Raw genomic sequence first — 25,262 nt, forward strand, 5'->3', positions numbered from 1 at the left:
GCGGTCGGCCCCGGCAACGCCGCAGCGATCCTCGGGATCCTGTCGAATCCGTCGGTGGTCCTGCACAACCCGTCGGACCTGGTGACCGAGCTCGAGGACGTCGAGGCACTGGTGACGCGCTGGCTGGGACATTGGGAGCGTCACGGGTTCGGCAACTGCTGCGTCTTCGACGAGGGGACCGGTCGCCTCGTCGGCAGCTGCGGTCTCCGCTGGATGACGATCCACGGCGACCGCGTCCTCAATCTCATGTACCGGTTTCATCCCTCGACCTGGGGACACGGCTACGCCACGGAAGCCGCAGCCGCACTGTTGCACTGGGCGCAGGAGTCGTTCCCCACCGAGGTCGTCGTCGCGCGCATCCGCCCCGCGAACGAAGCCAGCCGGCGGGTCGCCACCAAGATCGGCCTGCGACGAGATCCCGCCTTCGACGACGAGGGCGAGGACGGCGTGGACTGGGCGTTCACCTCCCGCTCACAGGCTCGACCAGCTCCGAGCAGCCTGCCGCGGACCGGCAGCCCTCAGGACTGGGTGCGCAGGTAGCGCCCGAAGTGGGGCACCGTGAACGCGATGAGGCCGCGCTCGCCGGAGTAGATCAGGCCCTTCTTGATGAGGGCGTCGCGTGCCGGCGACAGCGACTGCGGCTTGCGGCCGAGCACGTCGGCGACGGCGGACGTCGGCACCGCCTCACGCTCCTGGACGCCATCCCGGTCGTATGCCGCCGGGCCGGCTTCCGCAGCACCATCACCGTGCGAGTCAGCCTGGGCTTCAACCGGGTTCACGATGGCCGCATCGGCCATGGCGCGGAGGTACTCGCGCTCCGCAGGGGTGGCACGCTCGAAACGCGAGCCGAAGAAGCCCACCGCGAGCTCGGACTCGGCCTCGGGCACGGCGACCCGGATGTCCTGGGCGGTCACCGGTGAGGTCGGCGCGACGTCCCACACGACCTTGCCGTAGGCCTGGATGAAGTAGGGGTAGCCGGCCGTGACGGCATACATCTCGTCGAGCGCCTCGGGCGTGAAGTCACAGCCCTCCTCGGAGGCCGGGCCGACGAGCGCGTGGTCGGCGGCGTCGCGAGGCAGGCGGTCGATGCGTGAGTAGCGAAACAGCCTCTCCGAGTAGGACTTCGACGCCGACAACACTGCCGGGAGGTGCGGCAGCCCGGCGCCGACGACGATGACCGGCAGGCCCGACTGCGAGATCTCGTGGCACGCCGCGCACAGGGCCGACACGTCCTCAGCATCGAGGTCCTGCATCTCGTCGATGAAGAAGGCGACACCCTTGCCGACGTCGGCCGCGAGCCCGCCGATGTCGGTGAACAGCTCGACCAGGTCGATCTCGATGTCGCCGGAGTCGGCTCGCCCGGAAACCGCAGGGGCGTCGATGCCGGGTTGCCAGCGGTCGCGCAGCTTGGCGCCGTTCGGCGACTCACGCAGCGCGAACGCCTTGATGATGCCGAGCACCTGGTCGACCTCGTCGCAGCGCGGGTGGCCGAGCTCGCGCACGGCCTGGTGGGCGGCGGCGGCGAGAGGTCGGCGCAGCCGCTGGTCGGGACGGGCCTCGAACTTGCCGGTGCCCCAGTCGGCGCGCACCGCCGACGACCGAAGCGCGTTGAGGAGCACCGTCTTGCCGACGCCGCGCAGGCCGGTCAGCACGATGGAGCGCTCGGAGCGGCCGCGGGCGATGCGCTCGAGAACGACGTCGAACGTGCGCAGCTGCTCGTCGCGACCGGCGAGCTCGGGTGGGCGCTGGCCCGCGCCGGGGGCGTACGGGTTCGTGATCGGATCCACGCTCGGAGGCTATACGCCTCTCTACCCCTCATCCGAGACATCCGCAGAGAGCGCGATCGGCGAGTCGTGGCGCGCGTTCCCGATGCACCGTCTCGAAGGGAACCGAAGCCCTCGGATGCGGATTCCATCGAATCCAGACATGAAAAAGCGCCGTTCCGCACGGTCAGGGGTGGTCATGCGGAACGGCGCGTTGCGACTATAACGCGGTTGCGCGCGAAACGGTCAAGCGATCGACGAGATTTCAAAAACTTCGTCGGGCGACGCGATGGCGTCCTGCTCCGCGACGAGCAGCATCTCGTCCGAGCCGCTCGCATGGGTGCGCTCGAGCACGGCATACATCGTGGCCGCCGTGCGGCTCAGCGCCACCTCGGGGCCGTCGGTCAGGTAGTGCGCGAGGAAGACAGCCGCCGTCACGTCGCCACCGCCGCGCACCGTCATCGGCAGCATCGGTGTCGTCACGAGCCAGGCGTCGTCGGCCGTCACGCAGGCCATCTGGATCGAGTGCTCAGGGGTGTCCGACGTGAGGGCGGAGGTGACGAGGACGACCCGTGGCCCGCGGGCGACGAGCTCGCGCGCCGCCGCGACGAGGTCGGACTGGGACGTCACCGCACGTCCGACGAGGAACTCGAGCTCGAACTGGTTGGGCGTGACGATGTCGGCCTTGGGCACGACATGGTCGCGCATGTACTCGGGGATGCCCTCGCGCACGAAGAAGCCGCGGCCGACGTCACCCATGACCGGGTCGCAGCAGTAGATGGCGGCCCGGTTGGCCTCCTTGACGCGGGCCACCGCGTCGAGGACGACCTCGCCGACCGCCTCGGCGCCCTGGTAGCCCGACAGCACCGCGTCGATCGTCGGGAAGGCGCCTCGCTCCTCGACACCGTCGATGACGGCCGCGACGTCGGACGGCGCGATGAGCGGACCCCGCGTGGAGCCGTAGCCGGTGTGGTTGGAGAAGGTCACCGTCAGCACGGGGTAGACCTCGTGGCCGAGCCGCTGGAGCGGGAAGACCGCGGCCGAGTTGCCGGCGTGGCCGTAGGCGACGTGGGACTGGATCGACAGGATCTTCACCCGTTCACCCTAGTGGTTTGCAAACACGGCATAGTTCTAGTCATAATCAAACTATGTTGTGGCAGGTGGACCCGACCTCGAGCACTCCGCTGCACGTCCAGGTGGCCGCCTGCGTGCGTCGCGAGATGGCCGGCGGGCGCCTTGGGCGCGGCGACCGGCTGCCCTCGGCGAAGGAGGTCGCCGGCCTGCTCGACGTCAACCTCCACACCGTCCTGCGCGCCTACCAGTCGCTGCGCGACGAGGGCCTCATCGACCTGCGGCGCGGGCGAGGCGCCGTCGTGTCGGCCTCCGACCCCGCGAGCGACGCACGCCTGCGTTCCCTCGTGGCCGACCTCGTCGCAGAGGCCCGCCTCACCGGCGCCACCCCCACCGACCTCACCCGACTCATCGAGAGCGAGTTCCAGCGATGACCACGCCAGCCGCCACCAGCGCCTCCGCCGGAGCCGACCGGCGCCCGACCCACGCCCTCGTCGCGAGCGCCCTCGTCGGCCCGTTCCTCACCGTGGTCGGGCTGGCGCTGACGTATGCCGTGCGCGACCGACTGCCCGAGCGCCTCGCGGTCCACTGGGGCCCCGATGGCGGTCCCGACCGCTTCGCGTCGCTCACCGAGGCCGCCGTGACCGCGGCAGCGATGACGGCGCTGCTGCCACTGGTCTTCGTCGTCATCGGCGCCGCCTGGCACCCCAGCGCCCGCGGCCCGCTCGCCGGCTTCGGCGGAGTGGTCGCGGTCTTCCTCGGCGGCCTGCTCTTCGGCAGCCTCACGTCGCAACGGCCCGGCGAGGTGGCCCAGGCCTTCCCGACCGTCTGGCTCGTCCCGACGCTCGTGCTCGCCGCCGCCGTGGGACTCACCCTCTGGCGATGGGGACGCCTGCGACCCCCTCCGCTCGACAGCACCCGGCGGCACCTGCCCGCCGACGCCGTACGCCTCGACGTGCCCGCCACGACCCGCGTGGCCTGGACCGGTCATGCGGCTCTGCCGAACGTCGGCGTGCTGCTCGTCGTGCTGCTCGCGATCACGCCGCTCGTCGTCGTCGCCGTGCTCGGGATGCCGTGGCTGCTGCTGCTCGCGGCAGCGATCGTCGCCCTGCTCGTCATCACGGGCTCGGCGCGGGTGGTCATCGACGCCGAGGGACTGCGGGTCACCAGCCTGTTCCTCACGTGGAGCCGGGTGCCGCTCGAGCGGGTGGCCGAGGCCCGCACCGGCACCGTGTCGCCGCTGCGCGAGTTCGGTGGCTACGGCTGGCGCATCGGAAAGGACGGCAGTCGCGGCTTCGTCACCCGGTCGGGCGAGGCCCTCGTCGTCGAACGGGTCGGCGAGCCGCCCGTCCTCGTCACCGTCGACGACGCCGCCGACGCCGCAGCCGTGCTCAACACCCTCGCGTCCCGCAGGTCGTGACCCACCCCCAGCACTCCGTGTCACGATGAGGGCATGAGCATTCCCACGACCTCCGTGGGCGCGCTGCCCGACGACGCCGTCCTCGTCGACGTCCGCGAGGACGACGAATGGGCCGCGGGCCACGCCCCCAACGCCATCCACATCCCGCTCGGCGAGCTGCCGGGCCGTCTCGACGAGCTGCCCGAGACCGACGACACCGTGGCCATCGTGTGCCGCATGGGCGGCCGCTCGGCCCGCGCCGTGCAGTGGCTCGTCCACCAGGGCTACGACGTCGCCAACGTCGAGGGCGGCATGCTCGAGTGGCAGCGCGCCGGCAAGCAGCTCTCGGCCGACGGCGAGCCGAACATCATCTGATGGACGAGCGCTTCCGAGACCCGGACGGCGACCCCGAGGGCGCCGGCAGCCCCGACCCCACGCACGACAGCTGGTCGGCCTGGCTGCCGCACCTCGACCCGCCCTCAGGCGCCGCGGAGAAGCCGGCCGGACCGGACGTGCCGACCGGCCCGGCCGTCTCGAACGCGACGGGCGCGAGCCGCCCCACGGCGCCGCTCCCCCAGGCGAGCGGCCCGCCGCCGCGCACCACTCCCGTCCCGCCGCCCGTGCCCCCGGCGCCACTGCTCCCGTATGCCGTCAGTCCCTCGCCCGGCTGGGCCGGCCCGCCCCGGAGCGGACCGGCCCCGACGACGTACTTCGGCTGGGCGGTCGTCTGCGCGGTCTTCTGCTTCACGCCGCTCGGTGTCGTCGCGATCGTCAAGGCCCTGCAGGTGAAGCCGCGCTGGGCCCAGGGTGACTGGATCGGCGCCGAGAAGGCCTCGCGCGCCGCCAAGACGTGGTGCCTCCTCGCCGCCGCCATCTGGCCCGGAGCGTTCCTGCTCTTCAGCTGCCTCGGGGCGATGGGCGGCGGCCACATGTCGATGCACCTCTGACTCGGTCGCCTCCGGTCAGCCTCAGGCAGGTCCACGCGTCAGGAGACGGGGATCGCGGCCGGCTCCGTGCAGACGAGCTGGTCGCCCCGCGGCGCCATCGACGCCGCCTCCACGACGCCACCCCCCACGGCCGAGGGCCGGGCCTGCATGGCGCGGTCGTCGACCTGGATGCACAGCTGCCACTGCTTCACGGCCGGGTCGACCAGGCTCCGGGGCGCCACGAACGACTCGCCCGGCACGTCCAGCCTCGGCGGCACGGCGGCATACGCCCGACCGGCGATCGTCGCCCCCGGCGCGATCGTGTGTCCGCCCATCACCGGCGCGGCAGCGAAACGGACGTTCGGTGCCGTCGCGAAGCCCTGCTTGCTGAGACGAAGCACCCCGGACTGGGCGTAGACCCACGCATGCTGCGGGTCGACGTGCGTGGCGAGGGTCGCGCTGCCGAGATCGTCGGGCACGGCGTCGTAGGCGACCAGTGGCTTCCAGCCCGTGTTGGTCAGGGTGTAGTCGACGACGAGTCCGGAGCTCGCAGCGATGCCAGCACCGGCTGGCGCCATCGCCGCCTCGAGGCGCACGCCGCCCGCCGTCACCGTCTGCTTCGAGGGGCCCGACCCCCCGGTCGTGCCGCCGGTCGCGGGTGCGCTGGTCGCCGCGCTGGGTGTGGCGCCGCCCCCAGCGGCCGGCGTCGACGCGCTGCCGGCCGGTGCCGCCTGCCCGCAGGCTCCGGTGACGAGCACGGTGCCGAGTGCGAGCAGCGCGATCCGCGGCGTGCGGCGGCGCGGGTGGAGGGGCGCGTGCGGGAGGTGTCGCGTCGAGAGCTTCATCGGCTTCATGACGATGAAGACAACCACGTCAGCAGAACCGTTGCATTCCGGACGAATTCGATTCGCCGGGCTACTTGAGCAGCTTCGACATCCGCCGGTCGGCGAGCGGCTTGCCGCCGGTCTGGCAGGTGGCGCAGTACTGCAGCGAGGTGTCGGCGAACGACACCTCGCGCACGATGTCACCGCACTCGGGACACGTCTGACCGGTGCGGGCGTGAACGCGCATGCCGGCGCGCTTGGCGTCCTTGAGCTCCTTCGCCGGCTTGCCGGACGCGGTCACGACCGCGTGGGTCAGCGTCTCGCGCAGCGCGGCATACAGCCGGTCGACCACCTCGGGGGCCAGCGTGCCCGCGATGGCGAACGGGCTGATCTTGGCGACGTGGAGGATCTCGTCGGAGTAGGCGTTGCCCACACCGGCGATGAACTCCTGGTCGCGCAGCAGTCCCTTGATCTGGGTGCGCCGGCCGTCGAGCATCGAGCGGAACCGGTCGAGCGTGAAGTCGTCGGCGAGCGGGTCGGGGCCGAGGCGCGCGATGCCCGGCACCTCCGCCGGGTCCTTGACGATGTATGCCGCCAGCGACTTCTTCGTGCCCGCCTCGGTGAGGTCGAACCCGGAACCGTCGGAGAGCCTGACCCGCAGGGCGATCGGCGACTTGCCGGGTCGCACCACCGTCGCCGGCAGCTGGTCGGACCACCGCAGCCAGCCGGCCCGGGCGAGGTGGAAGACGAGGTGGGTGCCGTCGGCGTCGATGTCGAGGAACTTGCCGTGCCGGTGCACCCCGTCGACGGGCGCCCCCTCGAGCGCCTGCGGCGGCGGGTTGAAGGTCTTGAGCACGCTGAACGACGCGAGCTCGACCTTCGTGACGGCGAGACCGTCGGTGCGCTCGGCGAGGAAGTCGACGAGCGCCTGCACCTCGGGCAGCTCAGGCATGGCGCCAGTCTGCCATCCGGCGACCTCGGCCAGCGGCGTCAGCGGGTCGGCTGTCGCAACGGTCGTGACGGCTGCTCGTCGGCGGCCACCGGCGGACCGACCCGCCCGTGCTCGTCGAGGACGCGAAGCAGCTGGTGCCCGTCGGGCGCCGAGAACGTCGACACGCTCACCGGGCCCATGGTGCGCACCGGCGCGTCGATCTTCATCGGCTTGCTCAGCACCTGCTCGGCCGGCGACAGGTGTCGGATGCAGATGGCGTCGACCCGGTCGGGCCGCGCCTCGGCGAACTCGGCGTAGAGCTGGGGGTCGTGCTGCCCGTCGTCGCCGACGAGCAGCCACTGGATGTCGGGGAAGTCGCGCGCGAGACGGTGCAGGCAGGTGCGCTTGTGGTCCTGGCCGCTGCGGAACCAGCCGGTGTTGGTGGGACCCCAGTCGGTGAGCAGCAGCGGGCCGAGCGGGAAGCCGTTCTCGACGAGGAAGCGGTTGAGCGTCGCGGCGGTGTTCCAGGCGCCGGTCGAGACGTAGACGATCGGCGCTCCCGGGTGCGCGGACAGGATGCGGCGGTACATCGGCGCCATGCCCGAGACCGCGTGGCGGGCCTTGCCGCGCCTGACGAACGTGTTGAAGGCGGCGATCATCGGGCGCGGCAGCATGGTGGTGATGACGGTGTCGTCGATGTCGCTGACGAGTCCGAACCGTACGTCGTCGGCCACGATGAAGACGTCGGCGGCGACCGGGTCGGCCCCCTGCACCTCGACGACCGCCTGCTGCCAGCCGGGCGGCAGACCGTGGTCGCGGGCCACGATGTCGACGTGGCCGCCGCGGTCGGACCGGCCGAAGACCTCGCGGTCGCCGACCGTGACCTTGACCGGCACGCCCGTCGCGGGCGAGGTGAGGAACGCCCGCCAGCCGCGGTCGTAGTGGGCGGGGCTGATCGCGCCCGTCGCGTCCTGTCGGCTCTCGGGGCCCTCGACCTCCTCGCGGCCCTTGCGCCCGAGCAGGATCCGCCCGAAGACGCGCACGAACGAGGAGGAGCCGTAGCCGACGTGCGTGATGACGCGGTTGCCCCACCCGCGGCTACGGAGCACGCGCTCGACCTGCTCGTGGACGGTGTCCTCGATGATGGCGGCCGCGTGCGGTCGTGACATGGCCACAACCTACCCGGCGCACGTGGCGCCGAGGCAGCGTGAGGGCAGCGTGAAGGCAGCGGCACGGCATACGGCGGCGCAACTCGGGGTGCCAGCAGGTGGACCCCAGCGGGCAGCCGGACGACGGGGCGGGTTTGATGGACGGCGTGCACCTCATCGCGGAAGTCCTCAGCAAGGCGTCCGGCGGCGACTTCCCCGCCGTCGACGGTGGCTGGCAGCGGGTCGCCCCGTGGCGCGACGGCGTGGAGGGCGTGGTCGCCTTCACCGGGCACGCGTACCTCGCCGTCGACGACGACGTGTCCGACGGCACGCTCGGCTCGCTGGGGCCAGACGGCTTCGGCGGCGCCAGCAACCCTCGGCTCGTGTCGCGGCTGGCCGGCACGGGGTGGATCGACGCGCTCGACATCGTCCTCGTCGCCCGCGGCCTCGGTGGCGAGCCCGCCCTCGTGCCCCGCAGCGACCTGCGCAACCACCCCCGCGCCGAGCACGCGACCTCGGTGCGCAGCGCGGTCACGACCTTCGGCTACGCCGCCCCCGACGACCGCACGCTCGTGACGCTCTCGACGGGGCTCGGTGGCATGCCCGAGGTGGGTGTGGAGACCGACGCGTCGAAGGACCGCAGCGGCACCGACGTCGTGCGCGACGCGCTGACCCTCGTCGACGAGGGTGAGGTCGTCGTCGCGGCGTGCGCACCCGGCAACGCCCGCGCCCTGCGCGCCTTCCTCGGAGCCGGTTTCGAGCCCGTCGCGTCGGTGCAGCTGTGGAGGCCCGAGCGCTGAGGTCTCCGCGCGCGGTGGGGCCGACAACCCGGGCGATTGGCGCATGACGGACGGACGTGCTGGGATCTGCGCGTGGACAACGTCGTCAGCTTCGGCAGTGAGGCACACCGACGGCCCGCCCGCGCACGCCGCTGGCCCGTGCTGCCCCTCGCGGCAGCCGGCTGGTGGGTCGTCGGGGCGCTGCCGTGGATCGTCGACGGGCTGGGGGCGCGGTCACCGCGCAACTGGCCGTTCGACGTCGCCACCGGATCGGCCACCGACGGCTACATCACGCTGCTCCCGTTCACCACGGCCCGCCTCGGTCTGCTGCTGACCATCACGCTCGTCGGCGGCGCCGCGGCCGCCCTCGCCGTGCGGTGGGTGTCGCCGAGGCCCGAGTCTCGCCGTTCGTCCTCGGCCGTGGCGGCGCTCGCCGGCCTGGGCGCCGTGGCCGCGGCCGCCTACTCGACGCTTCAGTCCGCCGGTGCCACGCGCCAGCTCGGCAGCGACTTCGACCGGGACGACCGGGTGCTCGTGGGGGTGCTGGCCGTTGCCGTCGCCGGCACCGTGGCCGGACTGGCCATCGGGCTCGTGCTCGTGCTCGGTCGGCCGGTGCTGCGGGCGCTGGCCGCCGCTCCGCTCGCCGTCGCCCTCGGCTCGTGGGCGAGTGCGGTCGTCATCGCCCTGCTCGGCCTCGAGCGCGGCCGGCCCCTGCTCATCTGGACCCCCACCCTCACGGCCGTCGCCGTCGGCCTCACGCTGGCAGCGGTCGGCGTGCGGTCGCTGTGGCGAGTGGTCGTCTGGCCCCTCGTGGTCCTGCTCGTGGCCGTGTGCACCGCGGGGCAGACCGCCTTCTCCTACCTCGCGTCGTACCTCCGCCCGCGTTCCGGCCTGCCGAGCGGGCTGCGCGACCACGTCGAGGCCAGCCGCGACGTCTTCCTCCGTGCGATCCAGCCCGAGTTCCAGGCGTGGGGGGCGTATGCCGTCGCCGTGGCCGTCGGCCTCGTCGGCGCGGGCGTGCTGTGGCTGCGCGCCGACCCGCGACGCCGGTCTGCCGGCGACCAGCAGCGTCCGGCGGCCGCCAGTGCTGCCGCTGCCGACGAACGCGTCGACGCGACCAGACGATGAACGGCCCTGACGGCGGCGCCACGTACCCTCGTCGCATGCCCCGGGGACCCCGCACCGCACACACTGCACCCAGCCGGCCACGTCGGCGCTCGTACGTCGCCACCGCGCTGTCGGGTGCCCTCGTAGCGACGCTGGGTGCCGGCTGCTCCATGTTCCAGTCGCCGCCCGAGCCGAACGATGCGGCAAGCGCCCTCGCCGCCGCCCTGACCAACGGGGACTTCGCGCAGGTGCCCCTCAAGGGGACGACCGCCGCCAAGGCCGGTTCGTTCGTCACGGCCGCCTACAAGGGGCTGGGCGCGCTCCGCCCCTCGGTGTCGCTCAGCGAGGTGAGCCACACCGAGGGCTCCGACAAGGCGACCGCCACGCTCTTCACCCGGTGGGACGTCTCGAAGACCGGCACCGACTGGAGCTACGAGTCGAAGGTCGCGATGACCCTCGTCGACGGTGCGTGGCAGGTGGCGTGGAACCCGGCCCTCGTCGCGCCGCAGCTCGCCTCGGACGAGACACTCACGATCGCCCGCAAGTGGCCGAGGCGGGCCGACATCGTCGACGCGTCTGGCGCCAAGATCATGACCGAGCGCGAGGTCGCCGTCGTCGGCATCGACAAGACGAAGGCAGCCGGCGCCGAGGCCGCCACGTCGGCCCGCCGGCTGGCCGCACTCCTGGGCATCGACCCGGCGAAGTATGCGGCGAAGGTCGGGGCCGCGGGCGCCAAGGCGTTCGTCGAGGCCCTGACACTGCGCGAGACCGACCCCGTCATCGCGAAGAACGGCGCCGCCATCGCCAAGGTCAAGGGCGCCATCACGGTGCCCGCGATGAAGGTGCTCGGGCCGAGCCGCACCTTCGCCGCGCCGATCCTCGGCTCGGTCGGCGAAGCGACGGCCGAGCAGGTCAAGGACTCCAAGGGGACGCTCGAGGCGGGCGACAGCGTGGGCACCAACGGCCTGCAGTTCCGCTACGACGCGCAGCTGCGAGGCACGCCCGGACTCGCGGTCCAGGCCGTCAAGCGCGGTGCCGACGGCAGCGTCCTCGACAAGCGCGAGCTCTTCGCCGAGCAGTCGACCGAGGGCCAGCCGCTCACGATCACGCTCGACCCGAAGGCGCAGTCGGCCGCCGAGGCCGCCCTGGCCAAGCAGACGGCGCACCCGACGGCGCTGGTGGCCGTGCGGGTGTCCACCGGCGAGATCCTCGCCGCCGCTGTCGGACCGGCGGCAGCAGGCACGACCCTCGCGCTCGCCGGCAAGGTGGCACCCGGCTCGACGTTCAAGATCGCCAGCTCGCTCGCCAACATCCGCAAGGGCGCCACCGCCGACACCAAGCTGCCCTGCACCGACTCCCTGACGGTCAACGGGCGCCGCTTCAGCAACTACACGACCTACCCGAAGGACAAACTCGGCGACATCCCGATGCAGACCGCCCTCGCCTTCTCGTGCAACACGGCATTCATCAGCCAGTACGAGAAGGTCAGCCAGGACGACCTCGCCCAGGCCGCCCAGTCGCTCGGGATGGGCGACAAGCTCGACCTGCCGTTCACCGGCTTCCTCGGCTCGGTCCCGGCCACCGACGACGTCGTCGAGCACGCCGCGTCGTTCATCGGCCAGGGGCGCGTCGAGGCGAGCCCGCTGACCATGGCCGTGGTCGTCGCGTCGGTGATGAAGGGCCAGACCGTGCGACCGCAGCTCGTGGCCGGCGCTCCAGCCCTCGCCGCGCCGGCCACGCCGCTCGCCCCGGCCGAGGCGAACGTGCTGCGCCAGGAGATGCACGCCGTGGTCACCGAGGGCTCCGGCAAGGTGCTGGCACCGCTGGGCGTCGAGTACGCCAAGACCGGCACGGCCGAGTTCGGCACCAAGAACCCGCCCGACACGCACACCTGGATGGTGGCCGGCCGCGGCGACATCGCGATCGCCGCCTACAACGAGGTCGGCGACAACGGCGTGACCGGGTCGGCGCCCTTCATCGTCAGCTTCCTCAAGGCCTACGACCTCAGGTAGCCCACGCTCCCCCGACCCCCGTCTTCACCCGTCGTCACCCGTCGTCACCCGTCGAGTGGCCAAAGTTTGCCAACCGCGGACAGTCGAAGGGCCACTTCTCGCGACGAGAAGTGGCCTTTCGACCTGCGGGAGGCGACGAACTTTGGCCTCTCGACGGTTAGGGGTCGGGCCTACCTGGCGGGGACGACGTCGACGTCGACGCGCGCCGCCCCCACACCCCCGCCACCATCGAGTGCCCACTTCCCGACGCAGGAAACTGAGCACTCGACCAAGGGACGGCGGCGCCCCAGCACCACCTCGCGCACCCAGACGATCGAGAGAACACTCCGTCCAGCCTCAACAATCGAAAGAGCAGTTCGTCCGCACCGGACGAACTGCTCTTTCGATGTGGTTCGACGACTACCGGGCGGTCACGACGTCGACGTCGGCGGCGCGGACGTACGCGAACCGGTGGCCGAGCGACACCTGGTAGTAGCGGTCCTGGCCGACCACGTCGACGTGGTCGTTCGGGGTGTCGAGCGAGTACGTCGTCGCGCGGTAGTAGTTGGTCGGGACCGTGAGGTCACCGACGGCGTACCGCTGCCCGACCGTGAACTGGTACTGCAGCGGGGCGAGCGCCTGCACCGGGATGCCGGCCGGGTACGCCGAGGCCTCGGGGTAGGCCCGACCGTAGACCGGCACCTTCGCGAGGCCGGCCTTCGGCACGACGTACTGGCCGCCGACCGCGATGGCCGTCGGGTCGCTCGCCGGGTTGTGGAACCAGCCCTTGACGCCGTTGAACCAGATCGCGGTCCAGTCGCCCTGTCGCTCGGCCACGGCGAACGTCAGGCCGGCCTGGGCGCGGGCGCCGATGTCGGAGACCGACGTCGTCGACGGCGTGCCGCTGGGCTTGCGGCCGATGTCGTTGACGAGGGGCGCGGACTCGGAGGGGGTGGTGTGCAGGTAGACGAAGTTCGTGCCCTGCGGCTCGCACGCCTGGCCCGCCGTCGTGCACGAGGTGACGGCCTGCACGTTGTGGTCGAAGCCGGGCAGGATGCGGACGAGGTCCTTGGCGCCGTCGACGCCGTGCGACTGCAGCGGGGCGCCGAGCAGCTGGAAGTAGTGCTCCCAATTCCAGTAGGGGCCCGGGTCCCAGTGCATGCCGGCGACGTTGCCCGGGGCCACGCCCGGGATCTGGTCGTGACCGAAGATGTGCTGCATGTCGAGCGGGATGTCGTACTTCTTCGCCAGGTAGCGCACGAGGCGCGCAGACGAGCGGTACATCGGCTCGCTGAACCACTGGGCGCCGGTGGCGGCGAAGCCCTCGTGCTCGAGGCCGATCGAGTGGCTGTTGACGTACCAGTTGCCCGCGTGCCAGCCGACGTCCTTCGGCTCGAGGTGCTGGGCGATGCGACCGTCGCTCGAGCGGAGCGAGTAGTTCCAGGCGAGGTACGTCGGGTCGCTCACGAGCTTGAGCGTGGTGTCCCAGGAGGCCTCGGTGTTGTGGATGACGATGTTCGTGATCTTCGGCGAGGTCGGCCGTGACGCGAGGTCGTGGTTGCCGTAGCTGCCGGCGCCGGGGCCGGTCTTGGCATACGGCGCGGGCACCCAGTCGCACGCGAGCCCGGGCGGGCAGTCGGTCTGCGAGCTGTTGGCCTTCTTCGTCAGGCCGAGCCGGTTGATCTGGCCCTTCTGAGGGCTCGCTGTCGAGGGCGCGAGAGACACGTCCTTGCCGTCGACCGTGCGGCGCGAGGCACCGGAGGCGATGACGGAGTAGGTGTCGTCGGCGAACGCCGCGGCGACGTCCTCCTGGGCCGACCCGGACGCGTCGGCCACGGCGGCGTACCAGTCGCCCGAGGTGCTGCCGGCGCCCGTGGGCAGGCCGAGCCGTTGCTGGGTGGCGGCGAGCAACGCGGCGCCGCCCCGGATGTTGGCGAGCTCGTCGGTGCGCAGGGCGTCCTCGTCGAACCCGGTCAGGCTGGCCGCGCGGCCGAGCGTGTCGGCAGCGGGCGCCGGCGCGTCAGCAGCAGGCGCGTCGCCGAGGCCCTTGCCCTCGGCAGCCGACCCGAGGTCGGCGTCGACGAGGTGCATGGGGCCGTAGCCGCCGGACGAGCTGTGCCCGGGGTTGAAGTCCCAGCGCGTCTGGGCGTACGACACGGCCTCGAGCACGGTGCGTGGCACGCCGTACTCGGAGGCTGCGGCCGCGAACGCGCGCTCGCGGCTGCCGGCGTCGGTGCCGACCGACGCTGCTGGGTCGGCCGCCTGTGCGGCCGGGCTGGCCATCGCCATGCCGACCGCCACGGCGGCGACCGCCCCGAGCGAGGCGAGCGACCGACGCACGTGTCGTGGTGCGGGTGATCGGTGTGGAGTGGAGTTGGGTATCACTCGTGGGTCCCTTTCGTATGCCTGGTGACCGCAGGCGCTCGTCTCGTCGACATGGGTCCATCGACGCGCCGGCGCACCTGCGGGTGGGGGTGTCGACGGCTCCGAGCCCGAAACACCTCTGGCACCGAGCATTCCCGTGCATCCCGAGGCCCGCCACTTGAAACATTCACCCAAGCGTTGCCAGAAATCGACCGTGTCCACGGTGCGCAGACGAGGCAAACGGCGCACCATGGTCCCCATGGGGCGTACGGGCCTGTACGTGGGGATGGCCATTGCCGCACTCCTGACCGGGGGGTGCGGTGTCGCCGTGTCCGACGCCGACGCCTTGCCCGGCGCAGCGGCACACACCTCGGCGGCGACGACGCAGGCACCACCCAAGCAGCGCTTCGGCGCAGGCGGCGCAGGCTCGGTCACCTCGTCCGACAGCCCCGCCTTCCCGCTCGTGCTGCGCCGCACCGGCGGCATCGCCGGCTTCGACGACCGCATCGTCCTCGACGCCGACGGACGCCTGCGCGTCGAGACCCGCTCGGTGCACGGGCGCGTCTGCACCCTGGCCGGGCCGTTGCAGCGGCAGCTCGTGACCCTGCTCGCCACCCTGCGCCTCGGCGTGCCCCTCGCCGAGACGCCGAGCGACCAGTTCACCCAGGTCGACCCCGGCGCCGCGCCCGAGAGCGACCCCATCTCCATCTCGGTCACCGACGACCACGCCCGCGACATCGACCTCAGCGACCCGTCGCTCGGCGAGATCGCCGGCCTCGTCGCCGGCCTCGTCTCGGACGTGACGCTGTCGGCCCCGGCCACGACGCGCTGCACCACGCCCACGGCGCCCGTCGTGGCACCCGGCCCCTGACGCCGAGCCCCTGACGCCGAGTTCGCGTCACCAACCCCCGACACCGGGGACGTACGCCTGACGCCGCACCACGGCATACGCCACCTGTCGCGCCACGCCACCTCACGGCATACGCGAGAGGTCGGTGTGCCACCGGGTGGACCCGGCGGCACACCGACCTCAGAGGTGTGTCAGGCTACCTTCGCTCAGAAGTTCGTCGACACGTCGTCGATGACGAAGCTCGTCTGCAGCGAGGAGTCCTCGGTGTCGGCGAACTTCAGCGTGACGTTCGTGCCCTTGTAGGCCGTCAGGTCGATCGTCTTGGCGACGTAGGACGCCTTCGGGGTGGACAGGTTGGAGAAGCTGGCCTTGGTCACGCCGTTGATCGAGACGGTGGCGGTGTCGTAGGCCGACGTGGTCGACGTCTCGGCCGTGTCGATGCGGACGTAGTACGTCAGCGTCGGGCTCGTGGCCGTGGCCGGCACCGCGAAGGTCTGCGACTCGTTCTCGGAACCAGCGGTCCCGTTGCCGCCGAGCCACAGCTTGTACGAACCGGTGCGGGCCGGGCGGCCCGTGTTGTTCGTGATCGGGCCCGCCGTGCCGGTCCAGCCGGTCTGGCCGGACTCGAACCCACCGTTGGTCAGGGCGGCGCCGCCGCCCCCACCGCCGCCGGTGCCGCAGGTCTCGGTGCTGGCCGGGGCCGAGATGGCGCCCATCGCCCTGTCGACCGCCGTGCACTCGGCCGAGCCGGCGCCGTAGAGGTCCTTGGCCGCCTTGATGACGCCCGTGCGGGCCGCCGCGTAGTTGCTGCTCGAGGTGAGGTAGGTCGACAGCGTGCGGTACCAGATCTTCTCGACCTTGAGGTGGCCGATGCCGGTCACCGTCGAGGCGTCACACGTCGGGCTGTTGTAGCTGACGCCGTTGATCGTCTTGGCGCCGGAGCCCTCGGAGGCCAGGTAGTACCAGTGGTTCAGCGGGCCCGACGAGTAGTGCGGGTCGAGGCCGCCGAGCGAGCTGCTCCAGCAGTCCTTGGAGCCGCCGTCCTTGCTCGGCTTGTCCATGTAGCGCAGCGGCGTGCCGTTGCCGTTGATGTTGATCTCTTCGCCGATGAGGTAGTCGGGGACGTCGTTCGGGTTGTTGGCGTACCACTCGACGCCGGTGCCGAAGATGTCGGACGTCGCCTCGTTGAGGCCGCCCGCGTCGCCGGTGTAGGCGAGACCGGCGGTGTTCTCGGTGACGCCGTGGCTCATCTCGTGGCCGGCGACGTCGAGCTCGACGAGGGGGGCCGCGTTGTTCGCGCCGTCGCCGTACGTCATCTGCGTGCCGTCCCAGAAGGCGTTGACGTAGCTCTGGCCGTAGTGGACGCGGCTGCGGGCGCCGGTGCCGTTGTTCCAGATGCCGGCGCGGCCGAGCTGGGTGTTGTAGTAGTCGTACGTCTTGCCGGCGCCGTAGTGCGCGTCGACGGCAGCCGACTGCCGGTTGCTCTGCAGGCCGTTGCCCCAGACGTCGTCGGCGTCGGTGAACGTCGTGCCGTTGCCGGTCGTGGCCTGGTTGAGGTCGGTGGCGTAGTTCCCGTGGGTGTCCTTCATCGTGTACGTCGTGCCGGCGGTGGTGCCGAGCGTGACGGAGCCGACGAAGATGCCGTTGCCCGTGCCGTTCTTGACGTCGTCCCAGCTCGTCAGCGTGGCGCCGCTCGTGGCGTCGACGATCGTGTGCAGGCGGGTCGGGGTCTGGTCGGCCTTGATGCCCTCGGTGATGACCTCGTACGCCAGCTTCGGGCCGGCCGCCGACTGGAAGACGACGAGCTCGCCGGGGGTGGCGGTTTCCTTGTTCGCCTTCGACGCCGCGAGACCGGCCTGGTGGGCCTGGCTCTTGGAGACCTTCGGCGTCATCGTCGAGGGGGTGACGTTCTTGCGGACGTTCCAGGTGACGCTCTTGACGGCGCCCGAGGAGTCCTTGTGGCTGACGAAGTCGCCACCGATCACGCGCAGCCCGTCGAGCGTGCGCTCGTAGCGGACGTGGGTGACGCCGTCGGCGTCCGCGATGACGGACTTGACGGTGAGCTTCTCGCCGGAGGCGAGGCCGAGGGCGCTCGCGGACGATGCTGCTCGGGACTGCTCGGTCGCCTTGAGGCTCTGCGACTCGGGGGCGGGCGCCTTGTCGCGTCCCGCTCCGGCCGCTGCGCCCGCCGGGATCGCCGGCGAGATGGCGAGAGCGAGGGCGAGCAGCCCTCCGGTCGCCAGCCCGGACTTCAGTCGATTCACTGGTTACTCCTTGTCAGGATGCGGCGCGTGGGCCGCCTGGAGGGAGTTCCGCCCATCTCACGGACCGAGATTCCGGCGAGAACGAGCGCGACGTTCGCAGCAGCCGAGAATCGCGGTCAAGGGGCTTACCAAGTCTTTGCCAAATGCCCGCCAACTCTGGGAAAACGCTTGGCGGCAATGGGATTCGCCGCTGGGCGCGACTTGGGCGACCTCCCAGAGTCGGGCCGGACGAGGGCCGGGCGAGGGCCGGACGAGGGCCGGACGAGGGCCGACGAGGCTAGGAAGGGTCGTCCGAGGGGTGGCCGGACGGGCTGTCGAGCGGGCGGCCAGCACGCGCTCGGGCCTGTTCCAGGTCGGCCGGGGTGTCGACGTCCGTGGCCACCCCGGCGGGGTCGTCGACACGCACCGTGCGTATGCCGTCGCACAGCTCGCGCATGCTGCGGCCGTACGCGTCCCCGACGTCTCCGAGCTCGGCCAGCCGGCTCGCCAGCACGTCGGCGCGCCAGGCCGCGCAGAGCCAGTTGGTGCGGCCGCCGGGGTCGACCGTGACGGCCAGGTCGGCGGACGCGATCGCCGTCAGCAGACGCTCGACGTGCTCGGACGTCACGAAGGGCAGGTCGGCGGCAAGCACGACGATGGCGTCGGGTTCGGTGCCTCCGGCGCTCACGGCCTCGACGGCATACGCGATCCCGGAGACCGGGCCGCCCCCCGGGACGCGTTCCATCACGACGGGCACCCCGTCGGGGACGCCCTGACCGGGGCCGACGACGAGCGCGGGGTGCGCGCCGGCGGCCGCCAGCACGCGGGCCACGAGTGGGCGCCCGGCGACGTCGAGCGTCGGCTTGTGCGAGCCCATCCGCCGCGAGGCCCCGCCGGTCAGCACGACGACGACGGGGCCTTTCGGCGCTGGGGTGCTCGACACCCCTCGGAGTCTGGCACGGGACCTAGGCTGGGCCCATGGGACGGGTCACCGTGCGGCGCAAGGTCACGACGATCGACCTCGCCACGCCCTCGACGAGCACGCGGCCCGACACGCTGACGGTCGAGGAGCCGCTCGAGCTGCGCGTCAACGGCACGCCGCTGACGGTCACCATGCGCACGCCCGGCCACGACATCGAGCTCGTCCACGGCTTCCTGCTCGCGGAGGGGCTGCTCCGCTCCGTCGAGGACATCGCGCTCGCACGCTACTGCGAGGGTGCGGTCGTCTCGGGCGAGAGCGGGTTCGACGAGAACACCTACAACGTCATCGACGTGACGCTGGCTGCTGGTGTGGCGCCGCCGTCTGCCGCGTCGACCCGGGCGTTCTTCACAAACTCGTCGTGCGGGGTGTGCGGCAAGGCGAGCATCGAGCAGCTGCGGGCGCAGTCCGCGTTCGAGGTGCGGTCAGACCCTGTCGAGGTCGCCGCGAAGGTGGTCGCCGAGCTGCCCGACGCGCTGCGGGGCGAGCAGCGGTCGTTCGACAAGACGGGCGGGCTGCACGCGGCCGGGCTCTTCACCGCCCACGGCGAGCTGCTGGTGGTTCGTGAGGACGTCGGGCGGCACAACGCGGTCGACAAGGTGGTCGGCTGGGCGCTGCAGCACGGCCGCGTGCCCGGCACCGGCTGCGTGCTCGTCGTCTCGGGCCGCGCGTCCTTCGAGCTGGTGCAGAAGTCGATCATGGCCGGCATACCCGTGCTCGCCGCCGTGTCGGCGCCGTCGTCCCTGGCGGTCGAGTGCGCCGACGACGCCGGCATGACGCTGCTCGGCTTCGTGCGCGACGCCCGCCTCAACGTGTATGCCGGTGGGCACCGGATCACGACCGCCTGACCACCCGACCACTCGAGCGACTGGAGAACCGAGCGTGCCGATCTTCGCCATCCACTACACGTATCCCGACGACGCCGGCGAAATGCTGACGATCCGTCCCGAGCACCGCGAGTGGCTGAGCGGGCTGTCGGGGCTGCTCGTGGCCGGCATGTACCAGCCGGGCACCGACGAGGTGAGCGAGGGCGAGCCGACCGACCAGGAGCCGGCCAACGCCGCGCTCATCGTCTGCTCCGCGGACTCGCTCGACGAGCTGACCGCGACGTTCGACCAGGACCCCTACTGGCTGGGCGGCTACGTGCTGCGCCGGGTCGTGCGCACGTGGGACCCGCCGCTCGGGCCGTGGGTCGCCGACCCGACGAACTCTCCCGGCTGACGACGGCGGGACGGATTCGAGACGTGGGAGGCAGCGTGGTCATCGGTGCGAGCGAGTTCTATGCCGTCGCGTCCGCCGACGAGTGGCGGCTGACGTTCGAGGGGGCGCTGGCGCACTACCCGTGCTCCGACGCCCGGACCCGCGTCGAGTTCGCCCGGCGCGTGGTGGAGCTGGCGCCGGAGGGCTACGGTCCCGATCTCGAGCTCAGGGCTGCCGGCATCACCGTGCGGCTCGCCTCGTCCTGGGACGCCGGAGGGCTGGTCGAGGCCGCGGCCGGTCTGGCCGCCTCGATCTCTGCGGTCGCAGGAGACCTCGGCCTGTCCGCCGACGTCTCGCACCTGCAGTCGATCCAGATCGCGATCGACGGCGGACGGGACTCGGTCCCGTTCTGGCAGGCCGTGACGGGCTACCACCAGGTCGCCGATGCCGACATCATCGACCCGCTGGGCCGCGCGCCGGGCGTGTGGAACCAGGCGGTGAACGACGGCCGCGACGCCCCCGCGCGCATCCACGTCGATCTCAGCACGTCCGCTGCCGAGGTGGCCCGGCGCATCGAGGCGCCCCTCGAAGCCGGTGGACGCGTCGTGGACGACTCGCACGCCCCGCACTGGTTCACCCTTGCCGACCCCTCGGGCAACCTCGTCGACCTCGCGGCCTGACCGGACCTGCCGTAGGCGCGCGCGAACCGTGGTCACGTGAGGGCGTCGGATGGTGGCGGGGAGCCGCCTCGCAGGCGCACGATGACTGGGTGGAGACCTGGGACGCCCTGAGGGCGCGGCGCAACGTCCGACAGTTCACCGACCGGCCGGTCCCGGACGAGGATCTCGACCGGATCCTCGAGGCCGGGCGACGCGCGCCGTCGGCCGGCAACTGGCAGCCGTGGGACTTCGTGCTCGTCACCGACCGGGAGCAGCTCGTCGAGCTGGCGAAGGTCTGGCAGGGCGCGAGACACGTGGCCGGCGCAGCCGCCGCTATCGCCATCGTCGCGCCGCAGCCCGAGGACGACCGGCAGTCCGCGCTGCTGCAGTACGACCTCGGCCAGGCCACCTACGCGATGACGGTCGCCGCCGCCGACCTGGGCGTGGGCACCGGGCACGCCGCGGCCGCCGACCAGGAGCAGGCCAAGGCCGTGCTGGGCTTCCCGGAAGGCAAGTTCCTGGCGTACGTCCTCTCCGTCGGCTACCCGGCGGACAAGCCACTGGCCGTGATCCAGCGGCTCAACCGACGTCCCTTCGACGAGGTCGTCCACCGCGGCACCTGGTGATCCACTGCCCCGTGGAGCCCTGCCCGCCACCCCCACCCAGTCGTGTGGCGGTGGTGTCGCGGTGGTGTGGTGGGCCCAGGTCAGAGGCGGGTGACCTGGCCGGCCTCGACGTGCCAGCGCTCGTCGAGCCTGACGTTCTCGAGCAGGCGCCGATCGTGCGAGACGAGCAGCAGGGCCCCGTCGTAGGAATCGAGGGCCTCCTCGAGCTGCTCGATGGCCGGCAGGTCGAGGTGGTTGGTCGGCTCGTCGAGCACGAGCAGGTTGACGCCGCGGGCCTGCAGCAGCGCCATCGCGGCCCGCGTCCGCTCGCCCGGTGAGAGCCGCCCCACCGCGCTCCCGACCTGGTCGGCCTTGAGCCCGAACTTCGCGAGCAGCGTGCGGCGGTCGGCCGGCGCGAGGTCTGGCACGGCCTCGCCGAACGCGTCGCCGAGCGGCAGGTCCTCGCGCAGTCCGGTGCGAGCCTGGTCGATCTCGCCGATGGCGACCGACGCCCCGAGCGAGGCACTCCCCTGGTCGGGCTCGATGCGTCCGAGCAGCAGCGACAGCAGCGTCGTCTTCCCAGCACCGTTGGGCCCCGTGATGCCGATGCGGCGCCGCCCTTCGACCTGGAGCGACGCCGGGCCGAAGGTCCAGTCGCCACGGCGCACGGTCGCCTCGTTGAGCGTCGACACGACCGTGCTCGACCGGAGCGCGGCGCCGATCGAGAACTGCAGCACCCACTCCTTGCGCGGCTCGGCGACCTCGTCGAGCCGGGCGATCCGCGACTCCATCTGGCGCACCTTGCGGGCCTGCTTCTCGGCCGAGTCGATGCTCGCCGCGCGGCGGTTCTTGTCGTTGTCGGGGCTCTTCTTCATCGCGTTGCGCACGCCCTTGGACGACCACTCCCGCTGCGTGCGGGCGCGCGCCTCGAGGTCGGCCTTCGTGCCGGCATACGCCTCGTACGCCTCTCGCGCGTGTCGCCGGGCCACCTCGCGCTCCTCGAGGTAGGACTCGTAGCCGCCGTCGTGCACCGCGACCGCGTTCTGGGCGAGGTCGAGCTCGACGATGCGGGTGACGCAGCGGGCGAGGAACTCGCGGTCGTGCGAGACGAGGACGACGCCGCCGCGCTGGCCGTCGACGAAGGCCTCGAGCCGGTCGAGGCCGGCGAGGTCGAGGTCGTTGGTCGGCTCGTCCAGCAGCACGAGGTCGAAGCGGCTCAGCAGCAGGGCCGCGAGCGCCGCGCGGGCGGCCTGGCCTCCCGAGAGCGAGGTCATGAGCGCGTCCGGGCCGACGTCGAGGCCCAGCTCGGCGAGCATCGGCGGGATGCGTTCGTCGAGGTCGGGTGCCCCGCTCGCCAGCCAGTGGTCGAGGGCGACGGCGTACGCGTCGTCGGCCTTCGGGTCGTCGCCGCCGAGTCCGTGGGCGGCGGCCTCCATCGCCTCGGTCGCGGCGGTCGCCCCGGTGCGCCTGCCGATGTGGGCGGCGACCGTCTCGCCGGCGACGCGCTCGTGCTCCTGGGGCAGCCAGCCGACGAATGCGTCCGACGGCGCCGTGGTCACCGAGCCCGCCAGCGGCTGGTCCTCCCCGGCGAGCAGGCGCAGCAGGGTCGACTTGCCCGCTCCGTTGGCGCCCACGACACCGACGACGTCACCCGGTGCGACCGTCAGGTCGAGGTGCTCGAAGAGGGTCCGGTGGGCGTGGCCCCCGGCGAGGTCCTTGGCCACGAGGGTCGCGCTCACGCCCGACAGCCTAGAGGCGAACCGACGGTGCTCCGGTCAGAGGTGGTGGACGACGACGTCGTCGCCGGCGATGAGCTGGTCGACCGCCTCGGGCACCTCGATGAGGCAGTTCGCGGCGGCGAGCGCGGTGAGGTGCCGCGCGTCGGGGGCGCTCACGGTGCCGTCCGCCGCGAGCACGCTCGTGACGAACTGGACGCGGCCGGTGCGGGTGCGGCGCGTCCTGCCGACGTATGCCGCACGGCCGGGTCTGCGGGTCGGCGCGCCGTGGCGCCGGTCGAGCGCCGGACGGACGAGCACGTGGAAGGCCACGAAGGCGCCGACCGGCGTGCCGGGGAGGCAGACGACCGGTGTCGTCCCGTAGCGGCCGAGACCCTGCGGGCCGCCGGGCTGCATGGCCAGGTGCACGAAGTCGAAGGCCGGCAGCGGCGAGCAGACCTGGCGCACGACCTCGTAGGCGCCGGCACTGACCCCACCGGTGGTGATCACGAGGTCGACGCCGGGGTCGGCGTCCAGGGCGTCGAGCAGGGCGCGGAGCTCGTCGGGTTCGTCGGAGCAGACCTCGACGCGCACCACGGCGCAGCCCGCCTCGCCGGCGAGGGCCGCCACCATGTCGGAGTTCGACTCGTGGATGCCGCCGGCCCCGGGGTCGACCTCTGGACGCACGAGCTCGGCACCGGTCGCGACGACGGCGACACGGGTCGCCGCCCACACGTCGACCGCCGTGCAGCCGGCCGAACGGCCCAAAGCGACGAGAGCGGGGGTGATCGCGGATCCCGTTGCGGCAAGGACGGATCCGGCAAACACGTCCTCACCTCTCGTGCGCACGTGCTGGCCGTCGTCGGGAGCGGAGTCGATGGTCACGGTGGCCGGGGCGGGCCCGGTCGGGGTGGCGTCGGTGCGCTCGACGGGCACGACGGCGACCGTCCCCGCCGGCAGTCGGGCGCCCGTCATCACGCGCGCCGCCTGGCCCTCGGTCAGCTCGAAGTCCGGCGCAGTCCCTGCCGGCACGTCGCCGACCACGGCGAAGGCGCGCTGGTGCGGGGTCGCCGGCCGGACGGCATACCCGTCCATGGCGGAGGCGTCGAAACGAGGAAGGTCGTCGGTGGCGACCAGGTCGCCGGCGAGGCGCCGCCCGGCCGCGTGCCGGTCGAGGGCGACCCTCTCGACGACGCCGTCGCCGACGAGCCGCTCGACGGCGGCACGGTGATCGGCGACCGGTACGTGACCCACGCGCGCCAGTCTGGCGCATGCACGGCCGGTACGTTGAGGCGCATGGCGACCGTGGACGGCTTCCGGCTGGACGGGGTGCTGCTCGGCGTCGCCACCGCCGCGACCCAGATCGAGGGCGGCGACGTCGTGAGCAGCTGGACCGACTGGGCCGACCGGCCGGGCACCATCCGAGACGGCTCGTCGCCGCGGCGCGCGACCGACCACTGGGACCGGTGGCGCGAGGACACCGAGCTCATGGCGTCGCTCGGGATGCAGGTCTACCGGATGAGTGTCGAGTGGGCACGGCTCGAACCACGGCCAGGCGAGTGGGACGACGCGGCGTTCCGGCGCTACCGCGACGAGCTGCACCTTCTGCGCGAGAAGGGGATCCGGCCGCTCGTGACCCTCCACCACTTCAGCCAGCCGCTGTGGTTCGAGCGCGACGGCGGGTGGCTCGGGCCGGGCGCCCTGTGGGTGTGGGAGCGCTTCGTCGCCGAGGTCGTGACGCGGCTGGGCGACGTCGTCACCGAGTGGGTCACGATCAACGAGCCCAACGTCTTCGTCACCGGCGCCCACGTCTTCGGTGACTTCCCACCGGGGCACCGTTCACTGCGCGAGGGGCTGCGGGTCTACTCGGTGCTCGCGGCCGCACACCTCCGGGCGTACGGCCTCATCCACGCGCTGCAGCCCGGGCCCGACACGCGGGTCGGGGTGGCGCACCACCTGCGGCCGTTCCGCCCCGGCAACCCCCGCAACCCGTGGCACCGCGTGCTGACGCGGACGATGCGCCACCTCTTCCAGGACGCGATCGTGCGGGCCATGACGACCGGGGAGTTCACGGGGCCGCTGCGCCGGCCACCCGGCATACCCCAGCAGGGCGGCGAGGGCCCAGCGCGGTATGCCGACTTCTTCGGCCTCAACTACTACTCGCGCACCACGGTGACCCGGTTCGACGACGGCACTCCCCCCGGCGTGCCCGTGAACGACCTCGGGTGGGAGGTGTACGCAGCCGGGCTCGGCGAGACGGCCAGGTGGGCCTGGGAGACCTACGGACTGCCGGTGTGGGTGACCGAGAACGGCACGGCCGACGCGGCTGACGCGTTCCGGTCGCGCTACCTGTGGGAACACCTGTCGGTCGTGAGCGAGGTTCGTGCACAAGGAGTTCCGATCGACCGGTACTACCACTGGTGCTTCGTCGACAACTGGGAGTGGAACGAAGGCGAAGGGCCGCGGTTCGGGCTGGTCGCCCTCGACTACGAGACGCAGCAGCGCACCGTGCGCGACTCGGGGCGCTTCTTCGCCGAAGTCGCCCGTGAGGGTGGGACGACGGCGGACATGCACGCGAGACACGTTTCGGGACGGATCTATCCGGCGAGTCGGGTCGAGGCCCACCACCGCTGACCGACCTCGTGCCGACCGCGGCGGCGACTCGACCACGGGAGTACCGTCGAGGGAGACCTTCCCGAGGAGGCTCT

General features: G+C 72.2%; 24 protein-coding genes. 14 read left to right on the forward strand and 10 right to left on the reverse strand.

Annotation, left to right across the window (positions count from 1 at the left end; translation table 11 throughout):
- Nucleotides 1-27 precede the first annotated feature (27 nt).
- Entirely contained in the window at nucleotides 28-540 is a 513-nt protein-coding gene (locus AB4091_RS05580; protein ID WP_442291392.1) for a GNAT family N-acetyltransferase, read from the forward strand.
- Here the strand turns inward: AB4091_RS05580 and AB4091_RS05585 are convergent.
- On the reverse strand, nucleotides 519-1,787 hold the full coding sequence (locus AB4091_RS05585) for an ATP-binding protein (RefSeq protein WP_442290737.1): 1,269 nt from the start codon (nucleotides 1,785-1,787) through the stop codon (nucleotides 519-521). The two genes, AB4091_RS05580 and AB4091_RS05585, sit on opposite strands and share 22 nt — an antisense overlap.
- A 222-nt stretch (nucleotides 1,788-2,009) precedes the next feature.
- Entirely contained in the window at nucleotides 2,010-2,858 is an 849-nt protein-coding gene (gene pdxY, locus AB4091_RS05590) for a pyridoxal kinase PdxY (protein WP_442290738.1), read from the reverse strand.
- 53 nt (nucleotides 2,859-2,911) lie between these two features.
- Here pdxY and AB4091_RS05595 point away from each other — a divergent pair, with 53 nt between their 5' ends.
- The 4 genes from AB4091_RS05595 to AB4091_RS05610 are packed head-to-tail and all read left to right on the forward strand — an operon-like array spanning nucleotide 2,912 to nucleotide 5,180.
- Nucleotides 2,912-3,268 (forward strand): GntR family transcriptional regulator, encoded by a 357-nt coding sequence (locus AB4091_RS05595; RefSeq protein WP_442290739.1) that lies wholly within the window; start codon nucleotides 2,912-2,914, stop codon nucleotides 3,266-3,268.
- On the forward strand, nucleotides 3,265-4,254 hold the full coding sequence (locus AB4091_RS05600) for a DUF1648 domain-containing protein (RefSeq protein WP_442290740.1): 990 nt from the start codon (nucleotides 3,265-3,267) through the stop codon (nucleotides 4,252-4,254). The genes AB4091_RS05595 and AB4091_RS05600 overlap by 4 nt, the downstream gene beginning before the upstream one ends.
- Nucleotides 4,255-4,287: 33 nt before the next feature.
- Nucleotides 4,288-4,608, forward strand: a complete 321-nt coding sequence (locus AB4091_RS05605; RefSeq protein WP_442290741.1) for a rhodanese-like domain-containing protein — start codon at nucleotides 4,288-4,290, stop codon at nucleotides 4,606-4,608.
- Nucleotides 4,608-5,180 (forward strand): CD225/dispanin family protein, encoded by a 573-nt coding sequence (locus tag AB4091_RS05610; RefSeq protein ID WP_442290742.1) that lies wholly within the window; start codon nucleotides 4,608-4,610, stop codon nucleotides 5,178-5,180. The genes AB4091_RS05605 and AB4091_RS05610 overlap by 1 nt, the downstream gene beginning before the upstream one ends.
- Before the next feature lie 38 nt (nucleotides 5,181-5,218).
- Here the strand turns inward: AB4091_RS05610 and AB4091_RS05615 are convergent, their stop codons facing one another.
- The 3 genes from AB4091_RS05615 to AB4091_RS05625 are packed head-to-tail and all read right to left on the reverse strand — an operon-like array spanning nucleotide 5,219 to nucleotide 8,083.
- The gene (locus AB4091_RS05615) at nucleotides 5,219-6,031 is read right to left on the reverse strand and encodes a hypothetical protein (RefSeq protein WP_442290743.1); all 813 of its coding nucleotides are present in this window, start codon (nucleotides 6,029-6,031) and stop codon (nucleotides 5,219-5,221) included.
- Nucleotides 6,032-6,074: 43 nt separating this feature from the next.
- Nucleotides 6,075-6,935 carry an Fpg/Nei family DNA glycosylase gene (locus AB4091_RS05620; RefSeq protein WP_442290744.1) on the reverse strand — a complete coding sequence of 287 codons (861 nt, stop codon included), beginning with the start codon at nucleotides 6,933-6,935 and terminating at the stop codon, nucleotides 6,075-6,077.
- A 38-nt stretch (nucleotides 6,936-6,973) separates the two neighbouring features.
- Entirely contained in the window at nucleotides 6,974-8,083 is a 1,110-nt protein-coding gene (locus AB4091_RS05625; RefSeq protein WP_442290745.1) for an App1 family protein, read from the reverse strand.
- Nucleotides 8,084-8,181: 98 nt separating this feature from the next.
- Between AB4091_RS05625 and AB4091_RS05630 the strand changes: the two genes are divergently transcribed.
- From AB4091_RS05630 to AB4091_RS05640, 3 genes are all read left to right on the forward strand, one after another.
- The gene (locus tag AB4091_RS05630; RefSeq protein ID WP_442290746.1) at nucleotides 8,182-8,862 is read left to right on the forward strand and encodes an N-acetyltransferase; all 681 of its coding nucleotides are present in this window, start codon (nucleotides 8,182-8,184) and stop codon (nucleotides 8,860-8,862) included.
- Between the two features lie 72 nt (nucleotides 8,863-8,934).
- Nucleotides 8,935-9,969: a hypothetical protein gene (locus AB4091_RS05635; RefSeq protein WP_442290747.1), complete on the forward strand. Its 1,035-nt coding sequence runs from the start codon at nucleotides 8,935-8,937 to the stop codon at nucleotides 9,967-9,969.
- Between the two features lie 35 nt (nucleotides 9,970-10,004).
- Nucleotides 10,005-11,960, forward strand: a complete 1,956-nt coding sequence (locus AB4091_RS05640; protein WP_442290748.1) for a penicillin-binding transpeptidase domain-containing protein — start codon at nucleotides 10,005-10,007, stop codon at nucleotides 11,958-11,960.
- Nucleotides 11,961-12,359: 399 nt separating this feature from the next.
- Here AB4091_RS05640 and AB4091_RS05645 read toward each other — a convergent pair whose 3' ends face one another.
- Nucleotides 12,360-14,279 carry an N-acetylmuramoyl-L-alanine amidase gene (locus AB4091_RS05645; RefSeq protein WP_442290749.1) on the reverse strand — a complete coding sequence of 640 codons (1,920 nt, stop codon included), beginning with the start codon at nucleotides 14,277-14,279 and terminating at the stop codon, nucleotides 12,360-12,362.
- 283 nt (nucleotides 14,280-14,562) lie between these two features.
- On the opposite strand from AB4091_RS05645, the gene AB4091_RS05650 reads away from it, so the two are divergent.
- Nucleotides 14,563-15,174 (forward strand): hypothetical protein, encoded by a 612-nt coding sequence (locus AB4091_RS05650; protein WP_442290750.1) that lies wholly within the window; start codon nucleotides 14,563-14,565, stop codon nucleotides 15,172-15,174.
- Nucleotides 15,175-15,359: 185 nt separating this feature from the next.
- Here the strand turns inward: AB4091_RS05650 and AB4091_RS05655 are convergent, their stop codons facing one another.
- Nucleotides 15,360-17,417, reverse strand: a complete 2,058-nt coding sequence (locus AB4091_RS05655) for a M4 family metallopeptidase (protein ID WP_442290751.1) — start codon at nucleotides 17,415-17,417, stop codon at nucleotides 15,360-15,362.
- A gap of 277 nt (nucleotides 17,418-17,694) precedes the next feature.
- The gene (mobA, locus tag AB4091_RS05660; RefSeq protein WP_442290752.1) at nucleotides 17,695-18,339 is read right to left on the reverse strand and encodes a molybdenum cofactor guanylyltransferase; all 645 of its coding nucleotides are present in this window, start codon (nucleotides 18,337-18,339) and stop codon (nucleotides 17,695-17,697) included.
- A 35-nt stretch (nucleotides 18,340-18,374) separates the two neighbouring features.
- Between mobA and fdhD the strand changes: the two genes are divergently transcribed.
- From fdhD to AB4091_RS05680, 4 genes are all read left to right on the forward strand, one after another.
- Entirely contained in the window at nucleotides 18,375-19,223 is an 849-nt protein-coding gene (gene fdhD / locus AB4091_RS05665; RefSeq protein ID WP_442290753.1) for a formate dehydrogenase accessory sulfurtransferase FdhD, read from the forward strand.
- Nucleotides 19,224-19,257: 34 nt separating this feature from the next.
- Nucleotides 19,258-19,596: a YciI family protein gene (locus tag AB4091_RS05670; protein WP_442290754.1), complete on the forward strand. Its 339-nt coding sequence runs from the start codon at nucleotides 19,258-19,260 to the stop codon at nucleotides 19,594-19,596.
- A 23-nt stretch (nucleotides 19,597-19,619) separates the two neighbouring features.
- Complete coding sequence (locus tag AB4091_RS05675) at nucleotides 19,620-20,255, forward strand: VOC family protein (RefSeq protein WP_442290755.1); 636 nt, start codon at nucleotides 19,620-19,622, stop codon at nucleotides 20,253-20,255.
- 89 nt (nucleotides 20,256-20,344) lie between these two features.
- Nucleotides 20,345-20,860, forward strand: coding sequence for a nitroreductase family protein (locus AB4091_RS05680; RefSeq protein WP_442290756.1), 516 nt, complete (start codon nucleotides 20,345-20,347; stop codon nucleotides 20,858-20,860).
- Nucleotides 20,861-20,940: 80 nt separating this feature from the next.
- Here the strand turns inward: AB4091_RS05680 and AB4091_RS05685 are convergent, their stop codons facing one another.
- Both AB4091_RS05685 and AB4091_RS05690 read right to left on the reverse strand, forming a co-directional pair.
- Nucleotides 20,941-22,578, reverse strand: a complete 1,638-nt coding sequence (locus AB4091_RS05685; protein ID WP_442290757.1) for an ABC-F family ATP-binding cassette domain-containing protein — start codon at nucleotides 22,576-22,578, stop codon at nucleotides 20,941-20,943.
- A gap of 36 nt (nucleotides 22,579-22,614) precedes the next feature.
- A complete protein-coding gene (locus tag AB4091_RS05690) occupies nucleotides 22,615-23,808 on the reverse strand; it encodes a molybdopterin molybdotransferase MoeA (RefSeq protein WP_442290758.1) in 1,194 nt (397 codons plus the stop codon).
- A gap of 42 nt (nucleotides 23,809-23,850) precedes the next feature.
- Here AB4091_RS05690 and AB4091_RS05695 point away from each other — a divergent pair, with 42 nt between their 5' ends.
- Entirely contained in the window at nucleotides 23,851-25,188 is a 1,338-nt protein-coding gene (locus tag AB4091_RS05695; RefSeq protein WP_442290759.1) for a glycoside hydrolase family 1 protein, read from the forward strand.
- Nucleotides 25,189-25,262: the final 74 nt, after the last annotated feature.

Origin of the sequence: Terrabacter sp. 2RAF25, assembly GCF_052115265.1 — a bacterium.
Classification (GTDB): domain Bacteria; phylum Actinomycetota; class Actinomycetes; order Actinomycetales; family Dermatophilaceae; genus Terrabacter.

What these genes read in the sequence shown, in the direction of transcription:
- AB4091_RS05650 (WP_442290750.1), top strand. Translation starts at nt 14,563, where the DNA reads ATGGGGCGTACGGGCCTGTACGTGGGGATGGCCATTGCCGCACTCCTG.
- AB4091_RS05620 (WP_442290744.1), bottom strand. Translation starts at nt 6,935, where the DNA reads ATGCCTGAGCTGCCCGAGGTGCAGGCGCTCGTCGACTTCCTCGCCGAG.
- AB4091_RS05600 (WP_442290740.1), top strand. Translation starts at nt 3,265, where the DNA reads ATGACCACGCCAGCCGCCACCAGCGCCTCCGCCGGAGCCGACCGGCGC.
- fdhD (WP_442290753.1), top strand. Translation starts at nt 18,375, where the DNA reads ATGGGACGGGTCACCGTGCGGCGCAAGGTCACGACGATCGACCTCGCC.
- AB4091_RS05605 (WP_442290741.1), top strand. Translation starts at nt 4,288, where the DNA reads ATGAGCATTCCCACGACCTCCGTGGGCGCGCTGCCCGACGACGCCGTC.
- AB4091_RS05640 (WP_442290748.1), top strand. Translation starts at nt 10,005, where the DNA reads ATGCCCCGGGGACCCCGCACCGCACACACTGCACCCAGCCGGCCACGT.
- AB4091_RS05595 (WP_442290739.1), top strand. Translation starts at nt 2,912, where the DNA reads ATGTTGTGGCAGGTGGACCCGACCTCGAGCACTCCGCTGCACGTCCAG.
- AB4091_RS05625 (WP_442290745.1), bottom strand. Translation starts at nt 8,083, where the DNA reads ATGTCACGACCGCACGCGGCCGCCATCATCGAGGACACCGTCCACGAG.
- AB4091_RS05695 (WP_442290759.1), top strand. Translation starts at nt 23,851, where the DNA reads ATGGCGACCGTGGACGGCTTCCGGCTGGACGGGGTGCTGCTCGGCGTC.
- AB4091_RS05610 (WP_442290742.1), top strand. Translation starts at nt 4,608, where the DNA reads ATGGACGAGCGCTTCCGAGACCCGGACGGCGACCCCGAGGGCGCCGGC.